Annotated in this window: 15 protein-coding genes and 2 tRNA genes; 12 read left to right on the plus strand and 5 right to left on the minus strand. The window is 61.4% G+C overall.

Translation table 11 applies throughout. The features are described from left to right. Window positions 1–206 precede the first annotated feature (206 nt). Window positions 207–2,024, plus strand: coding sequence for a polysaccharide biosynthesis protein (locus ACZ5BH_RS12430; RefSeq protein ID WP_464891220.1), 1,818 nt, complete (start codon window positions 207–209; stop codon window positions 2,022–2,024). Window positions 2,025–2,038: 14 nt separating this feature from the next. On the opposite strand, the gene rfbD is transcribed toward ACZ5BH_RS12430, so the two are convergent. From rfbD to cysC, 5 genes are all read right to left on the minus strand, one after another. Next, window positions 2,039–2,896, minus strand: a complete 858-nt coding sequence (gene rfbD / locus ACZ5BH_RS12435; RefSeq protein WP_464889580.1) for a dTDP-4-dehydrorhamnose reductase — start codon at window positions 2,894–2,896, stop codon at window positions 2,039–2,041. A gap of 443 nt (window positions 2,897–3,339) precedes the next feature. Beyond that, window positions 3,340–3,885 carry a dTDP-4-dehydrorhamnose 3,5-epimerase gene (gene rfbC / locus ACZ5BH_RS12440; RefSeq protein ID WP_464889581.1) on the minus strand — a complete coding sequence of 182 codons (546 nt, stop codon included), beginning with the start codon at window positions 3,883–3,885 and terminating at the stop codon, window positions 3,340–3,342. Between the two features lie 28 nt (window positions 3,886–3,913). Then, window positions 3,914–4,810: a glucose-1-phosphate thymidylyltransferase RfbA gene (rfbA, locus tag ACZ5BH_RS12445; protein ID WP_464889582.1), complete on the minus strand. Its 897-nt coding sequence runs from the start codon at window positions 4,808–4,810 to the stop codon at window positions 3,914–3,916. Further along, window positions 4,807–5,883 carry a dTDP-glucose 4,6-dehydratase gene (gene rfbB, locus ACZ5BH_RS12450; protein ID WP_464889583.1) on the minus strand — a complete coding sequence of 359 codons (1,077 nt, stop codon included), beginning with the start codon at window positions 5,881–5,883 and terminating at the stop codon, window positions 4,807–4,809. The genes rfbA and rfbB overlap by 4 nt, the downstream gene beginning before the upstream one ends. A gap of 21 nt (window positions 5,884–5,904) precedes the next feature. Next, window positions 5,905–6,552 (minus strand): adenylyl-sulfate kinase, encoded by a 648-nt coding sequence (gene cysC, locus ACZ5BH_RS12455; protein ID WP_464889584.1) that lies wholly within the window; start codon window positions 6,550–6,552, stop codon window positions 5,905–5,907. A 348-nt stretch (window positions 6,553–6,900) separates the two neighbouring features. Here cysC and ACZ5BH_RS12460 point away from each other — a divergent pair, with 348 nt between their 5' ends. The 11 genes from ACZ5BH_RS12460 (at window position 6,901) to ACZ5BH_RS12510 (ending at window position 15,563) form a co-directional block, all read left to right on the plus strand. Next, on the plus strand, window positions 6,901–7,314 hold the full coding sequence (locus ACZ5BH_RS12460; RefSeq protein ID WP_464889585.1) for a VanZ family protein: 414 nt from the start codon (window positions 6,901–6,903) through the stop codon (window positions 7,312–7,314). Between the two features lie 40 nt (window positions 7,315–7,354). Then, a tRNA-Val gene (locus tag ACZ5BH_RS12465) sits at window positions 7,355–7,431 on the plus strand. Window positions 7,432–7,704: 273 nt separating this feature from the next. Next, window positions 7,705–9,630: a threonine--tRNA ligase gene (thrS, locus tag ACZ5BH_RS12470; protein WP_464889586.1), complete on the plus strand. Its 1,926-nt coding sequence runs from the start codon at window positions 7,705–7,707 to the stop codon at window positions 9,628–9,630. Between the two features lie 60 nt (window positions 9,631–9,690). Continuing rightward, window positions 9,691–10,149 (plus strand): translation initiation factor IF-3, encoded by a 459-nt coding sequence (gene infC, locus ACZ5BH_RS12475; protein ID WP_464889587.1) that lies wholly within the window; start codon window positions 9,691–9,693, stop codon window positions 10,147–10,149. A 62-nt stretch (window positions 10,150–10,211) separates the two neighbouring features. After that, entirely contained in the window at window positions 10,212–10,409 is a 198-nt protein-coding gene (gene rpmI / locus ACZ5BH_RS12480; protein WP_464889588.1) for a 50S ribosomal protein L35, read from the plus strand. A gap of 15 nt (window positions 10,410–10,424) precedes the next feature. After that, window positions 10,425–10,784, plus strand: coding sequence for a 50S ribosomal protein L20 (rplT, locus tag ACZ5BH_RS12485; protein ID WP_464889589.1), 360 nt, complete (start codon window positions 10,425–10,427; stop codon window positions 10,782–10,784). Window positions 10,785–11,173: 389 nt separating this feature from the next. Beyond that, window positions 11,174–12,196, plus strand: a complete 1,023-nt coding sequence (gene pheS / locus ACZ5BH_RS12490) for a phenylalanine--tRNA ligase subunit alpha (protein WP_464889590.1) — start codon at window positions 11,174–11,176, stop codon at window positions 12,194–12,196. 172 nt (window positions 12,197–12,368) lie between these two features. Next, the gene (gene pheT, locus ACZ5BH_RS12495) at window positions 12,369–14,750 is read left to right on the plus strand and encodes a phenylalanine--tRNA ligase subunit beta (RefSeq protein ID WP_464889591.1); all 2,382 of its coding nucleotides are present in this window, start codon (window positions 12,369–12,371) and stop codon (window positions 14,748–14,750) included. A 4-nt stretch (window positions 14,751–14,754) separates the two neighbouring features. Further along, entirely contained in the window at window positions 14,755–15,060 is a 306-nt protein-coding gene (gene ihfA, locus ACZ5BH_RS12500) for an integration host factor subunit alpha (RefSeq protein ID WP_464889592.1), read from the plus strand. Then, window positions 15,035–15,403 carry a MerR family transcriptional regulator gene (locus ACZ5BH_RS12505; protein WP_464889593.1) on the plus strand — a complete coding sequence of 123 codons (369 nt, stop codon included), beginning with the start codon at window positions 15,035–15,037 and terminating at the stop codon, window positions 15,401–15,403. The genes ihfA and ACZ5BH_RS12505 overlap by 26 nt, the downstream gene beginning before the upstream one ends. An 83-nt stretch (window positions 15,404–15,486) precedes the next feature. Beyond that, window positions 15,487–15,563, plus strand: a tRNA-Pro gene (locus ACZ5BH_RS12510). Window positions 15,564–15,673 lie beyond the last annotated feature (110 nt).

Raw genomic sequence — 15,673 nt, forward strand, 5'->3', positions numbered from 1 at the left:
ATTCATCGAGTAAAAGGGGGCGTTTTTCTGCTTTGTAAAGCACTGATTAAGCTGGAAAGATAGTGGGTCTCAGAGGTCTGCTTTGAGAAAAGCATGGAATATGATGTCTGGGATAGTCAACGAAAGGAGCTTTTGTGAGAAGTTACTTGCGTAAAGCATTGCACAGCACCCGGAAAACTCTGCTTGTGGCACTGCTGGATTTGGCTATGATCCCGTTGTCTTGGTTGGGTGCCTACTGGTTGCGTTTCAATCTGGGCGCGATTCCTCCCGAGATGTTGACGGCCATGCAGCAGGCGCTGTGGCTGCTGGTACCGGTGCAGGGTGCCTGCTTCTGGTACTTTGGTCTCTACCGCGGAATGTGGCGCTTTGCCTCCATGCCCGATCTGCTGCGGATCCTCAAGGCTGTTGCGGTAGGTGTTGCGATTTCCTTTGCACTGCTTTTCCTTTGGACACGCCTTCACGACATCCCTCGCACGGTGCCGATTCTCTACATCATCTTGCTTGTGGGTTTGCTCAGTGGGCCCCGCTTTTTTTACCGCTGGCTCAAGGATTTCCGTCTTCCTTTGGGTGTCGGTAAACGGGTTCTGGTGGTGGGTGCCGGACGTGCGGGCGAGATGCTGGTGCGCGATCTGCTGCGAGATCCTGGCCACGCCTATCGGCCCGTGGGTTTTGTCGATGATGAACCGGGCAAGGAGGGACGGGAGATCCACGGCATCCGGGTATTGGATAAGTGTGATCGCATACCTCGACTGGTGAAGGAATTGTCGGTCGAGGCGGTGATTCTGGCTATTCCGTCGGCCAATTCGAAGCAGATCCGCAGGCTGGTTGAACTGGCCGAGGAGGCCGGAGTGCCTATACGTACCTTGCCGCGCCTCGCAGACTTGATGTCTGGCAAGGTGGGTGTGAACGAACTGCGCGAGGTTTCCATCGAGGATTTACTGGGTCGCGAGCCGGTTTCCCTCGATTGGAACGCCATCCGTGCCGGCCTGTCGGGGAAGAGGGTAATGGTGACTGGGGCAGGTGGATCCATCGGCTCCGAGCTGTGCCGACAGCTCGCCCAGTTGGGGCCGGGCGAGCTGATCCTGCTGGAAAACAGCGAATTCAATCTTTACGCCAGCGAGTTGGAACTTGGCCGCGATTTCCCCGACCTTTTGCTGCATGCTCGGCTATGCGATGTGCGCGATGCCGGGGCTGTGGAGCGGGCCTTCGCGCGTCATCAGCCAGAGGTGGTGTTTCATGCAGCGGCCTATAAGCACGTCCCCATGCTCGAACATCAAGTGCGTGAGGCAGTGCGCAATAATGTGCTGGGTACGCGGGTTGTGGCGGAAGCCGCGGATCGCCACAGGTGCTCGGAGTTTGTGCTCATCTCGACCGACAAGGCAGTGAATCCGGCGAACGTCATGGGTACCACGAAACGGGTGGCGGAAATCTTTTGCCAGAACCTGGATGCCCGTTCGAATACCCGTTTCATTACCGTTCGTTTTGGAAACGTTTTAGGGTCCGCCGGCAGTGTGGTGCCGCTGTTCAGAAAGCAGATTGAGGCGAGCGGGCCGGTAACAGTCACTCACCCCGAGATCGAGCGCTATTTTATGACCATTCCCGAGGCGTCCCAGCTCATCATGCAAGCCTCGGTGATGGGGGAGGGTGGTGAAATCTTTGTGCTGGATATGGGAGAGCCGGTAAAGATCCGCTATCTGGCAGAGCAGATGATTCGCCTTGCGGGACAAGAGCCGGGAGAGGATATCGAGATTGTCTACACAGGCTTGCGCCCCGGTGAAAAGCTGTATGAGGAGCTGTTCCATGAGCAGGAGTCACTGACCGGTACCGGTCATGAGAAGATTTTGCTGGCGCGGTATAGACAGGTAGAATGGGCAGAGCTAACAAATATACTGGATGAGATGGCAGAAGCCTGTAACAGTCATGATGATGAGGTTTTGCGACGATTGTTGGTGCGATTGGTCCCGGAAAGCAATCTGATCGGAAATGGGAAGAAAAAGGTAGGAGGTTTGGTGGTGGTGAAATAGACCGAGGTTCTGTGTCAGGACAACGATTCTATCAGCTCGGTTGTCCAGTGTTCCGGATGGGTTTCAAGGGCCGTAATGGCCCGTTTTTTGTCTAGAATGCTAAACGGAGGGCGTTCGGCAGGCGTTGAATATTCGCTGGTAGGGATGGGGATAATGTTTTTGCAGGGGAGCGCGGTGCATTTTTGCAATTCGTTGTATATGGCGACGGCGAAATCGTACCAGGTGGCGCTGCCGCTGTCTGTCCAGTGGTAAATACCCCTTGCACTTTCAAGGGTGGCAAATATATATAGTGCTTTTGCAAGGCTATAGGTGCTGGTGGGCGTGCCAAACTGGTCGGAGACAACGCGGATTTCTTCGCGTTCGTGCATTAGACGGATCATGGTTTTGACGAAGTTGTGGCCGTAGGGGGAGTGGACCCAGGCTGTGCGTACGATTAGGTGTTCAGGTCCGAGGATCTTCTGGATGGCCTGTTCGCCGGCGAGTTTGGTTTCGCCGTAGACGTTCAGGGGGTTGGGTTCGTCTTCGGGGGTGTAGGGGCGGCACTTTCGGCCGTCGAAGACGAAGTCGGTGGAGATGTGGATCAGGCGGCAGCCGGATTCCAGTGCAGCGATGGCGAGGTTTTCGGGACCATGGCCGTTGATGGCCATGGCGATGTCTGGTTCGGATTCGGCCTTGTCCACGGCGGTGTAGGCGGCGGTGTTGATGATGACGTCCGGTCGGATTTCGCGGACGGTTTCGAGTACCGCGTTGCGGTTGGTGATGTCGAGTTGGCTGCTGGTGAGGGGGACGATTTTGTGCTCACGGGGTGTCAGATGCTGCAAGGTGAGGCCGAGCTGGCCGCCGGCGCCGGTGATGAGGATTTTTTTGTTCATCAAGCAAAATTCATGGTGGATTGGTTTTGGATTCGGTATGTCTGGCTGAAACCCGGCCTACGCATGTGCTTTACCGTCTCGAAACGGAATTTGCACAACTTGACGCCTGCCCGAACATCAGGACATATTCTGTAGGAGCGGCGCAAGCCGCGAGCCATGCAGGGCCGAGTGGCGAGGGACGAGGGCCGAGAAAAAACACGGCTGGTTGGCTTCGGTGACTTCGGCCCTCGTCTCTCGTTCCTCGGCATTGTCTGATTCGCGGCTCGCGCCGCTCCTACATGTAACCCGCTTTCGCACGAGAGTAAAGATTATTTTGCGACGAATAGTGAACGTTCCAAATTAATCTTACACAAAGCATCGTAGGCTGGATCAAGCGCAGCGGAGCCGGAATTTCGGGATGCCGATCCGGTGCTGTGGTCGTTATCTGGGAGTTGTTCGGATTTTCATGGGAAGTATTCGGCTTCGTCGAAGCGAAGCCCTTCGCGGTCTTTTTGCGAGAGGATTGGGCCAGTGGTGATCGGCCAGTTGATGGCCAGTTGCGGATCGTTCCAGCGGATGCTGCGTTCGTGTTCCGGAGCGTAATAGTCAGTGGTCTTGTACAGGAATTCGGCCGTTTCGCTGACGACGTAGAAACCGTGGGCGAAGCCTTCGGGGATCCAGAGCTGGCGCTTGTTGTCAGCGCTGAGAGCGATGCCGACCCATTTGCCGAAGGTGGGTGAGCTGCGGCGCAGATCGACGGCGACGTCGAAGACCTCGCCGGCCACGACGCGGACCAGTTTTCCCTGGGGCTGTTGAATCTGGTAGTGCAGACCGCGCAGGACACCTTGGGCTGAGCGGGAGTGGTTGTCCTGTACGAATTCGCCGGTGAAGCCGGTCAGTTCATGGAAGCGTTGAGCGTTGTAGCTTTCGAAGAAAAAGCCGCGGTCGTCTCCGAACACGTGGGGTTCGAGGATCACGACGTCTGGGATGGAGGTGGGGGTGGCTTTCATGGCTGTTGTGGGTTTTCTCCCCTCACCCCTACCCTCTCCCCCCTGGGGAGAGGGGGTGGTCTTCTTCCAGGATTCGGAGGAGGTATTGGCCGTAACCGTTTTTGGTGAGTGGTTTGGCCAGAGTTTCGAGTTGGGTGTTGTCGATATAGCCGAGGCGCCAGGCGATTTCTTCGGGGCAGGCGATTTTGAGGCCCTGGCGTTTTTCGATCGTTTCGATGTAGGTGGCGGCATCGAGCAGGGATTCGTGGGTGCCGGTGTCGAGCCAGGCCATGCCGCGGCCGAGGTTCTCGACGTTCAGCCTGCCCTGTTCCAGGTAGGTGCGGTTGATGTCGGTGATTTCCAGCTCACCTCGGGCGGAGGGTTTGAGACTGCGGGCGATTTCGATGACGGCATTGTCGTAGAAGTACAGGCCCGTGACGACGTAGCGGCTACGCGGGTGTTCGGGTTTTTCCTCAATGGAGACGGCGCGGCCGGTATCGTCAAATTCCACCACGCCGTAGCGTTCGGGATCCTTGACCGGGTAAGCGAAGACGGTGGCGCCTTGTTCACGTCCCGCGGCGCTGCGCAGGAACTTCACGAGATCGTGGCCGTAGAAGATGTTGTCGCCCAGGATCAGGGTGCAGCGATCGGTTCCGATGAAATCTTCGCCGATGAGAAAGGCCTGGGCCAGGCCGTCCGGAGATGGCTGGACAGCATATTCGATGCGAAGGCCCCAGTGGCTTCCGTCACCGAGCAGTTGTTCGAAGCGCGGTGTGTCCTGGGGCGTGGAGATGAGCAGGATGTCGCGCAGGCCCGCCAGCATCAGGGTGGTGAGCGGATAGTAGATCATCGGTTTGTCGTACACCGGCAGCAGTTGCTTGGAGACGACCCGGGTGACCGGGTGCAGCCGGGTGCCGCTGCCACCAGCGAGGATGATGCCCTTCATGCGCCGACACTCCCTGTCAGGCCCAGCCGCTCGCCGCTGTAGGAGCCGTCGAGCACATTGCGGATCCATTCGTCGTGGCTCAGATACCATTCGACGGTCTTGCGCAGGCCGGTTTCGAAGGTTTCGTCGGGCACCCATCCAAGTTCGCGCTGGATTTTGCCGGCATCGATGGCGTAGCGCCGGTCGTGGCCGGGGCGATCGGCAACGTATGTGATCAGTTCCCGGTATCGGCTAACACCGGCTGGTTTTTCCGGGCGAAGCGTTTCGAGGATGTCGCACACACCGTGGACGACTTCCAAGTTAGTCTTTTCGTTGTGGCCACCGATGTTGTAGGTCTCACCGGTCCGGCCTTGTTCCAGTACGTGCAGCAGGGCGCGGACATGGTCGTCCACGTAGAGCCAGTCGCGGATCTGCTGGCCGTCGCCGTAGACGGGCAGGGGCTTGCCGGCGATGGCGTTGAGGATCATCAGCGGGATCAGCTTCTCCGGGAACTGGTAGGGGCCGTAGTTGTTGGAGCAATTGGTGATCAGCACCGGCAGGCCGTAGGTGCGGTGCCAGGCCCGTACCAAGTGATCGGAGCTGGCCTTGGAGGCCGAGTAGGGCGAGCTGGGTGCGTAGGGCGTCTGTTCCGTGAATAGGTCTTCCGTGCCTTCCAGATCGCCGTAAACCTCGTCGGTGGAGATGTGGTGGAAGCGAAAGCGGTCGCGGCGCCCGGTCGGGAGGGCCTCCCAGTAGCGGCGTGCCTCCTCGAGCAGGATGTGGGTGCCGATGACGTTGGTTTGCATGAACTCGGCCGAGCCGTCGATGGAGCGATCCACGTGGGATTCGGCGGCCAGGTGCATGATGGCATCGGGCTGGAAATCGGCCAGGAGGTGACGGACGGTGTCGGTGTCACAGATGTCGCCGTGGTGGAAACGGTAGCGTTCCGAGTGTTCGACCGGTTGCAGTGACTGCAGGTTGCCGGCGTAGGTGAGCTTGTCGAGGTTGAGAACCGTGTCCCGGCGTTCGGCGATGATGTGTCGGATCAGGGCCGAGCCGATGAAGCCTGCGCCGCCGGTGACGAGTATTTTCATGGTGGTGAGTGCCGCGAGATTTCAGCCGCGCAGTGGGGTGACCGTGGCGCTGGCCGCTGAACGGTCCGCCAATGCAGGGACGATACCGCGGTCGGCCAGAAACGCGAAGAGCAGGTCCACGCTCTCTTCCAGCGACTGGCTGTCGGTTTCGATGACCAGCTCCGGGTTTTCCGGTGTCTCATAGGGAGACGAGATGCCAGTGAAGTTGGGAATCTCGCCCTGGCGGGCGCGCTTGTAGAGGCCCTTCACGTCTCGCTGTTCGCAGACTTCGAGCGAGCACTTACAGTAGATCTCAATGAAGTCGCCTTCGTCGAAAAGCTGGCGGATGCGGTTGCGATCGTCCCGGAAGGGGGAGATGAAGGCGGTCAGGGCGATGACGCCGGCTTCCACGAACAGTTTGGTCATCTCGCCGATGCGGCGGATGTTTTCCTTGCGGTCTTCGTCGCTGAAGCCGAGGTCGCTGCACAGGCCGTGGCGGACGTTGTCGCCGTCGAAGACGAAGGTGCGGCAGCCGGCCTGGTGGAGCCGTTCTTCCAGGGCATGGGCCAGGGTTGACTTGCCAGAGCCGGACAGGCCCGTGAACCAGAGCACGGCGGCACGGTGTTTCTGCAGGGCTTCGCGGCGTTCGCGGGTGACGGTGGCGTGGTGCCAGACGATGTAGTTATCCATGGATGAACGAGTTCCTTGTCGTGCGCGGTGCCGGGTTGGTGCGCTGATTTTCGGGGTATTATACCTGGCTGAAGGGGTGGGAGTCATTACACGTTGGTTGTAGGCGGTTTGGTGGTGTCCCCTCACCCCGGCCCTCGGCTCTGGCTTCCTGATTCGCCTTGTCTCCTGCATCCATGCAGTCGTCTCCCAGAATGGGAGTAGGGAACTTGAATCGCGGCTTGCGCCGCTCCTACAGGGGGTGGAAGGAACCCTTATGTTCGACACCATGCATGTACTGCATGCCGATTGCACGTACACGCTCTCTCCCCTCTGGAGAGAGGGCCGTGGTGAGGGGGAACACGTTTGCATATGACAAAATCATTGACTTATCGCTACGCTACCCTGTGGTGGCTCATCGGCTGGGGCATGGTGGCGGCGGTCACGGGGCTTTCGCTGATGCCGGATCCGCCGGAACCGGTGGAATTCGGGCATGCCGACAAGCTGGAGCATTTGCTGGCCTACGGGGTGATGATGGGCTGGTTTGCGCAGCTCGTGGAACGAGGGCGGCAGGTTCGCTGGGCACTGGGGCTGGTCGGGCTGGGGGTGGGACAGGAATTCGTGCAGGGGTGGAGTGGGTACCGGATGTTCGATGTGCTGGACATGCTGGCCAATGCCTCGGGCGTGCTGCTGGGCTGGTGGCTGGCGCGGGGCCGGCTGGGCGGGAGTCTGGCGAGGCTGGATCGGTGGTTGGTGGCGTGGGCCGGGGGCGGGCCAAGGGCTTGAATTCACGGGGGGCTTCCGGTACATTTCGCGGCCTGACAACAGTCGCGTAGCTCAGTTGGTTAGAGCACCACCTTGACATGGTGGGGGTCGTTGGTTCGAATCCAATCGCGACTACCAGATGACAGGGACGAGTGGCGAGGACCGAGTGACGAGGAGAGGGCTTTTGCTACTCATCCATGAATACATCAAAAAAATCAGGGGTTTGCCCCTGATTTTTTGTTTTTGGGACATTCTCACCTGTAGGTAGGTCGGGCTTCAGCCCGACCATGGCATCAAAAGATATGACGTTTGTCGGGCTGAAGCCCGACCTACGGATCGGCTGGTTCGACGACAAATTTTACCTGCACGTGGCCTTTGGTAGGGGCCACCACTGCGAAAGGACGGTTATTCATGCCCACCATTACCCTTCCCGACGGCTCGCGCCGCAGCTACGATCACCCTGTTTCCGTCATGGATATTGCCCGGGACATTGGTCCGGGGCTGGCTCGGGCCACGATTGCCGGCAAGGTGGACGGCAGGCTGGTGGATGCCTCCACGGTGGTCGATCACGACGCCGAGGTGGCCATTGTCACCGAGAAGGATCCGGAGGGGTTGGAGGTCATTCGCCACTCCACGGCGCACCTGCTCGCCCAGGCGGTCAAGGAACTCTATCCCGAGACCCAGGTGACCATCGGGCCCGTAATCGAGGACGGGTTCTACTACGACTTCGCCCGGGACAAGCCCTTCACGGAAGAGGATCTGGCCCGCATCGAGAAGAAGATGCAGGAGCTGGCGAAGCAGGACATTCCCGTGGAGCGCACGGTGATGCCCCGGGAGGAGGCCATCGACTTCTTCCGCAACCTGGGCGAGGAGTACAAGGCCGAGATCATCGAGGATATTCCCAAGGGGGAAGAGCTCTCCCTCTACCGGCAGGGCGACTTCATCGATCTGTGCCGCGGCCCGCACGTGCCCTCCACCGGCAAGCTCAAGGCCTTCAAGCTGATGAAGGTGGCCGGGGCCTACTGGCGCGGGGATGCCAGCAACGAGATGCTGACCCGCATCTACGGCACTGCCTGGCCGGACAAAAAGGCCCTCAAGGCCTACCTGAAGCGGCTCGAGGAGGCCGAGAAGCGGGATCATCGCCGGATCGGCCGCCAGCTCGACCTGTTCCACGTCCAGGAAGAGGCGCCGGGGATGATCTTCTGGCACGACCGGGGCTGGCGGATCTACCAGCAGGTGAAGCAGTACGTGCGCGAGAAGTTGCGCGCCCACGGTTACCAGGAGGTCAACACCCCCGTGCTGGCCGACCGGGTGCTGTGGGAGAAGTCGGGCCACTGGGAGAAGTTCCGCGACGACATGTTTATCACCGAGTCGGAGAAGCGGATCTTCGCCATCAAGCCCATGAACTGCCCCTGCCACATCCAGATCTACAACCAGGGGCTCAAGAGCTACCGCGATCTGCCCCTGCGCATGGCCGAATTCGGCTCCTGCCACCGCAACGAGCCCTCGGGCACCCTGCACGGGCTGATGCGCGTGCGGGGCTTCACCCAGGATGATGCCCACATTTTCTGTACGGAAGAGCAGATCCAGGGCGAGGTCTCCGATTTCATCGATCTGCTCCACGAGGTCTATCGCGATTTCGGTTTCGACGAGGTCATCGTCAAGCTCTCCACCCGCCCCGAAAAGCGGGTCGGCTCCGACGATCTGTGGGACAAGGCCGAGCACGCCCTGGAGAAGGCCCTCAACGACAAGGGTCTGGACTGGGATCTCCAGCCGGGGGAGGGGGCCTTCTACGGGCCCAAGATCGAGTTCTCCCTGAAGGACTGCCTGGGCCGGGTCTGGCAGTGCGGAACCATTCAGGTGGACTTCAACATGCCGGCCCGTCTCGATGCCAGTTACGTGGCCGAGGACGGTTCGAAACAGGTGCCGGTGATGCTCCACCGGGCCATCCTCGGCTCCCTGGAACGGTTCATCGGCATCCTCATCGAGCATTACGCCGGCGCCATGCCCCTGTGGCTGTCGCCGGTGCAGGCGGTGGTGATGGATATCACCGATCGCCAGGCCGAATACGTGAAAAAAGTCGAAAAAACCTTGCGGGATGCCGGTTTACGGGTCGAAACCGACTTGAGAAATGAGAAGATCGGCTTTAAAATCCGCGAACATACGCTGCAGAAAGTTCCCTATCTGCTGATCGTCGGCGATCGGGAAGTCGAAAATTCCACTGTGGCCGTGCGCACGCGCACCGGCGAGGATCTCGGCGCCATGTCCCTCGCGGACCTGACCGCCCGCCTCACCGCGGAAGTCGCGAGCCGCGGCCGCAGTCATTTGGAGGGTTGAAGTATCGCAACCAAAAGAACACGCATCAACGCGGACATCACGGCGCCGCAGGTCCGGGTGGTGGACGCCGAGGGCGAACAGCTGGGGGTCATGCCCATTGAGGAGGCCCTGAAGATCGCCGAAGAGGCGGATCTGGACCTGGTGGAAGTGGCCCCGCAGGCCGATCCGCCCGTCTGCCGCATCATGGACTACGGCAAGTTCCTGTTCGAGGAGAACAAGAAACGCCATGCGGCCCGCAAGAAGCAGAAACAGATTCACGTCAAGGAAGTGAAGTTCCGCCCAGGGACGGAAGAAGGGGACTATCAGGTCAAGCTGCGTAACCTGAAGAAGTTCCTTAGCAACGGGGACAAGGCCAAGGTCACCCTGCGTTTCCGCGGCCGGGAAATGGCCCACCAGGATCTCGGTGCCAAGCTCCTCAAGCGCATCGAGGAGGATTTGGCCGAGTACGGCACCGTCGAGCAGTATCCGAAGATGGAAGGCCGGCAGATGGTGATGGTCATTGCCCCCAAGAAGAAGTGACGACGGGTCCCAAGGCATACCTGCGTCACGTTTCGTTCAATCGTCAAGATGGAGTAACCGAAATGCCCAAGATGAAGACCAATCGCGGCGCCGCGAAGCGCTTCAAGCGCACCGCCTCCGGCGGCTACAAGCGTGCCCATTCGTTCAAGAACCACATCCTCACCAAGAAGAGCACCAAGCGCAAGCGTCAGCTGCGCCCCATGGACATGGTGGCCGACGCCGACGTGCCCATGCTGCGTCGCCTGATGCCCTACAGCTAACGAGGAGGAACGAACATGCCACGCGTCAAACGCGGCGTCACCGCCCGCGCCAAGCACAAGAAAGTCATCGCCCAGGCCAAGGGCTACTACGGGCGGCGCAAGAACGTCTTCCGCGTCGCCACCCAGGCCGTCACCAAGGCCGGCCAGTATGCCTATCGTGACCGCAAGCAGCGCAAGCGTCAGTTCCGCGCCCTGTGGATCGCCCGCATCAATGCCGGTGCCCGCGAGAATGGTCTGTCCTACAGCCGCCTGATCAACGGCCTGAAGAAGGCCAACATCGAGATCGACCGCAAGGTCCTCGCCGATCTGGCGGTCTTCGACAAGCCGGCCTTCGCCGCCCTGGCAGAACAGGCCAAGGCCAGCCTGGCCGGCTGACCGCCGCGGCCTGCGCCGCGACGGCAGACGGAACCCGCCCCTCGGGGCGCAAGAAGGGAAGGCCGATGGTCTTCCCTTTTTCGTGTGAGGGCCGAAGACCGACCTGCAGCAGGAGCGGCGCCCTCGCCGCGACGAGGGACGTATCAATCATGGTAGGAGCGGCGCGAGCCGCGATGCGGCGGTAGCGGGTCGGGGGTAGCTGGTAGTCGAGAAAACCGAATGCCGTTTCCGGCCACCTGTCCCCGGCTACCCGCGACTGCATAATCGCGGCTTGCGCCGCTCCTACAGGGGGCGTCAATCGTGGGGTGATGCCTCCGGCCTGAAGATGAATCGCGGCGAGGGCGCCGCTCCTACAACTCGTCCCTCGCCACTCAAGAAAAGGGGATAACATGCAAGACGAACTCGATCGGCTCGTTGCCGAGGCCAAAAAGGCGGTGGCGGCGGCTGACGATTTGCAAGGCCTCGATCAGGTCCGGGTCGAGTATCTCGGCAAGAAGGGCAAGCTGACCGAACGCATGAAGACCCTCGGCCAGCTCCCGCCCGAGGCGCGGCCGAAGGCGGGGCAGGCCATCAACCAGGCCAAGCAGGCGGTGCAGCAGGCCATCGAGGCCCGCAAGGCCGAGCTGAAACAGGCGGCCCTCGAGGCGAAGCTGGCCGCCGAGAAGGTGGACGTGACCCTCCCGGGCCGCCAGATTCCGGCTGGCAGCCTGCACCCGGTCACCCGCACCCTGCAGCGCATCGAGGATCTGTTCGCGCGCATGGGTTTCGAGGTGGCCGAGGGGCCGGAGATCGAGGACGACTTCCACAACTTCGAGGCCCTCAACATCCCCGAATCCCATCCCGCCCGGGCCATGCACGACACCTTCTATTTCCCGGATGGCCGGCTGCTGCGGACCCACACTTCACCGGTGCAGATCCGGGTGATGCAGAACGCCGAGCCGCCCCTGCGGGTCATCGCGCCGGGGCGGGTCTATCGCTGCGATTCGGATCTGACCCACACCCCCATGTTCCACCAGGTGGAAGGTTTCATGGTGGACGAGCAGGTCACCTTTACCGATCTCAAGGCCATCCTGAACGATTTCCTGCACCGCTTTTTCGAGCGCGAGGATCTGGCCGTGCGCTTCCGCCCGTCCTACTTCCCCTTCACCGAGCCCTCCGCCGAGGCCGACATCCAGTGCGTGATGTGCTCGGGCGAGGGCTGCCGGGTGTGCAGCCAGACCGGCTGGCTGGAAGTGCTCGGCTGCGGCATGGTCCATCCCAACGTCTTCGCCCACGTGGGGATCGACAGCGAGAAATACACCGGCTTCGCCTTCGGCATGGGCGTCGAGCGCCTGGCCATGCTGCGCTACGGCGTGGACGATCTGCGGCTGTTCTTCGAGAACGATTTGCGGTTTTTGAAGCAGTTTGCGTGAGAAGAGGGTAGGAGCGGCGCAAGCCGCGATAAATCGTGTAGGTCGGCGTTCAGGCCGACAATCATGTCCGCCGCGTGGATGTCGGCCTGAAGGCCGACCTACAAAACCTTCCTCGCGGCTTGCGCCGCTCCTACGGGAAAACACAACAGAGATTCGAACCGGATAGACAGGCATGAAATTCAGCGAAAAATGGCTCCGTGAATGGGTCGATCCGCCGGTGTCCACCGAGGAGCTGGCCCACCAGCTCACCATGGCCGGGCTCGAGGTGGATGCCGTCGAGCCGGTGGCCGGTGAGTTCAGCAAGGTGGTGGTAGGGCGGGTCCTCAAGGTCGAAGCCCATCCCGATGCCGACAAGCTGCGGGTCTGCGAGGTGGACGTGGGCGGCGACGAACCGCTGCAGATCGTCTGCGGCGCGGCCAACGTGCGCGAAGGGCTGAGGGCGCCAGTCGCGCTGGTGGGGGCGAAGCTGCCCGGCGGGTTCAGGATCAAGAAGTCGAAGCTGCGCGGCGTGCCCTCCCACGGCATGCTCTGCTCGGCCAGCGAGCTGGGCCTGGCCGAGCAGTCGGAAGGGCTCATGGAATTGCCGGACGATGCGCCGGTGGGGGCCGATCTGCGTGAATACCTGGAACTCGACGATGTGACCATCGAGCTGGGCCTGACGCCCAACCGGGGCGACTGCCTCAGTATTGCCGGTGTGGCCCGCGAGGTGGGCGTGCTCAACCGGGTGCCCGTCGAAGGGCCGGAAATTCCGCCCCAGGCCAATGCCATCAAGGACACCCTCGCGGTGCATCTGGAGGCGCCCGAGGACTGCCCGCGCTACGCGGGCCGGATCATCCGGGGCATCGACACCGCGGCCACCACGCCCCTGTGGCTGCAGGAGAAGCTGCGGCGCAGTGGTCTGCGCAGCCTGGGTCCGGTGGTGGACGTCACCAACTACGTGTTGCTGGAACTGGGCCAGCCCATGCATGCGTTCGATCTGGCCCGCATTGCCGGGGGCATTCACGTGCGCCGAGCGACCGCCGGCGAGAAGCTGACCTTGCTCGATGGCCAGGAAGTGACCCTGACCGAGGGCACCCTGCTCATCGCCGACGATCAGCGCCCCCTGGCCCTGGCCGGCATCATGGGTGGCGCCGAGAGCGCCGTAGGCGACGCCACGACCGACATCTTCCTGGAGAGCGCCTGGTTCTCGCCCCTGGCCATCGCCGGCCGTGCGCGTTCCTACGGCCTGCACACCGACTCTTCGCACCGCTTCGAGCGTGGCGTGGACCCCGAACTGCAATTGCAGGCCCTGGAACGGGCCACCTTCCTGTTTCTGGAGATCGTCGGCGGCCAGGCCGGCCCGGTCATCGAACAGGTCGTTTCCGCGCATCTGCCGCCGCGCACGCCGGTGCGCCTGCGCGAGGCCCGTATCGAGCGGGTGCTCGGTACCGCCATTCCGGCCGACGAGGTGGTCGACACCCTGAGCCGCCTCGGCATGCAGATGGAAGGCGGGCAGGGCACCTGGCAGGTCACGCCGCCGTCGTTCCGCTTCGACATCACCCTGGAGGTGGATCTCATCGAGGAGGTGGGCCGCATCCACGGCTACGACAACCTGCCCGAGACCACCCCCGCCGTGCACCTGCGCATGCCGCAGCGGCCCGAGGCCCAGGTGAGCCTGGAGCGGATCCGCGAGCGGCTGGTGGATCTGGGCTATGCCGAGGCCATCACCTACAGTTTCGTCGATCCGGACCTGCAAAAACGCCTGGATCCGGACCATCCGGCCATCGAACTGGCCAATCCCATCGCCAGCGACATGGCGGTGATGCGCACCTCCCTGTGGCCCGGATTGCTGCAGGCGGCGCAATACAACTTGAATCGACAGCAAAATCGGTTATGCTTGTTCGAGTGCGGTCTGAGATTCATCAGGCAAGAGCCTGAAATCAAACAGGAAATGATGGTTTCCGGTGTGCTGTCCGGAAGCGTTGCACCGCAACAATGGGGGATTCCCCCGCGCAACGTGGACTTTTTCGACGCCAAGGGGCATGTGGAAGCCCTGCTGGACCTCACCGGGCGTCGTGCGGACTTCACCTTCAAGGCCGACAGCCATCCCGCCCTGCACCCGGGCCAGAGTGCCGCCATCGTGGATCGCGACGGCCGCACGGTGGGCCGGGTTGGGGCCCTGCATCCGGCCCAGGCCAGCGCTCTGGGTCTGTCGCAGACGGTGTATCTGTTTGAATTGGAAGCAGATATTTTGCAGACGGGGAGGGTGCCGGCCTACCGGCCGCTGTCGAAATACCCTTCCATCCGCCGGGACATTGCGCTGGTGGTAGATGCCGACATCCCGGCGGCCCGGGTGCTCGAGACCATCCGCGAGGCGGGCGCAGAGCACCTCACGGACATCGAGCTGTTCGACGTGTATACGGGCGAAGGTATTGATTTAGGAAGAAAAAGTCTGGCATTGGGCTTGACCTTGCAGGATCTTTCGCGCACTCTTAAGGATACTGAAGTCGAGGCCGAAGTGGTTCGCATCCTCGATGTGCTGAACAAGAAGCTTGGGGCTACACTAAGAGCATAACAACATGGCGTTGACGAAGGCCGACCTCGCGGAGCGCCTGTTCGAAGAACTGGGGCTGAACAAGCGCGAAGCGAAAGAGATTGTCGAGATGTTCTTCGAGGAGATCCGTGGGGCACTGGAACGGGGCCAGCAGGTCAAGCTTTCCGGCTTCGGGAACTTCGACCTGCGCGACAAGAAGGAACGGCCCGGCAGAAACCCCAAAACCGGAGAGGAAATCCCCATCACCGCCCGGCGCGTCGTCACCTTCCGCCCCGGACAGAAACTCAAGGCAAAAGTAGAGGCTTATGCTCGAACCCACGAACAACAATGAGCTCCCGCCGATTCCGAGCAAGCGCTATTTCACCATCGGTGAAGTGAGCGAGCTCTGCGCCGTCAAACCCCACGTCCTGCGCTACTGGGAACAGGAGTTCCCCCAGCTCAAGCCGGTCAAGCGCCGCGGCAACCGCCGCTATTACCAGCGCCAGGACGTGATCATGATCCGCCAGATCCGCAGCCTGCTCTACGAGCAGGGCTACACCATCGGTGGCGCCCGCCTGCAACTGTCGGAGAACCACAACAACCACACCGATCCGCTGCACAACGACAAGGCCATCCTGCGGGAAATCCGCCAGGAACTCGAGGAAGTGGCCCGCCTGCTCACCCTGGATCGTTGAAACGACACCTTCCATCCTGCCCCGGCCTGGGGTAAGATACCGCGCCTTCCACGGGCGCCTTTCAAACGGCATACCGATTCTTTCGGGGCGTAGCGCAGTCTGGTAGCGCACCGCAATGGGGTTGCGGTGGTCGGAGGTTCAAATCCTCTCGCCCCGACCAATTCAGGGCCGAGGGACGAGTGGCGAGGGACTAGGGTCGTTCGCTGCAGTTCCTGGCACGATTCTCGAAGTTCCCGCCCGATTTCTCCAATTTCCCGGCATTTTTCTGTA

Source organism: Thioprofundum lithotrophicum (assembly GCF_055387065.1).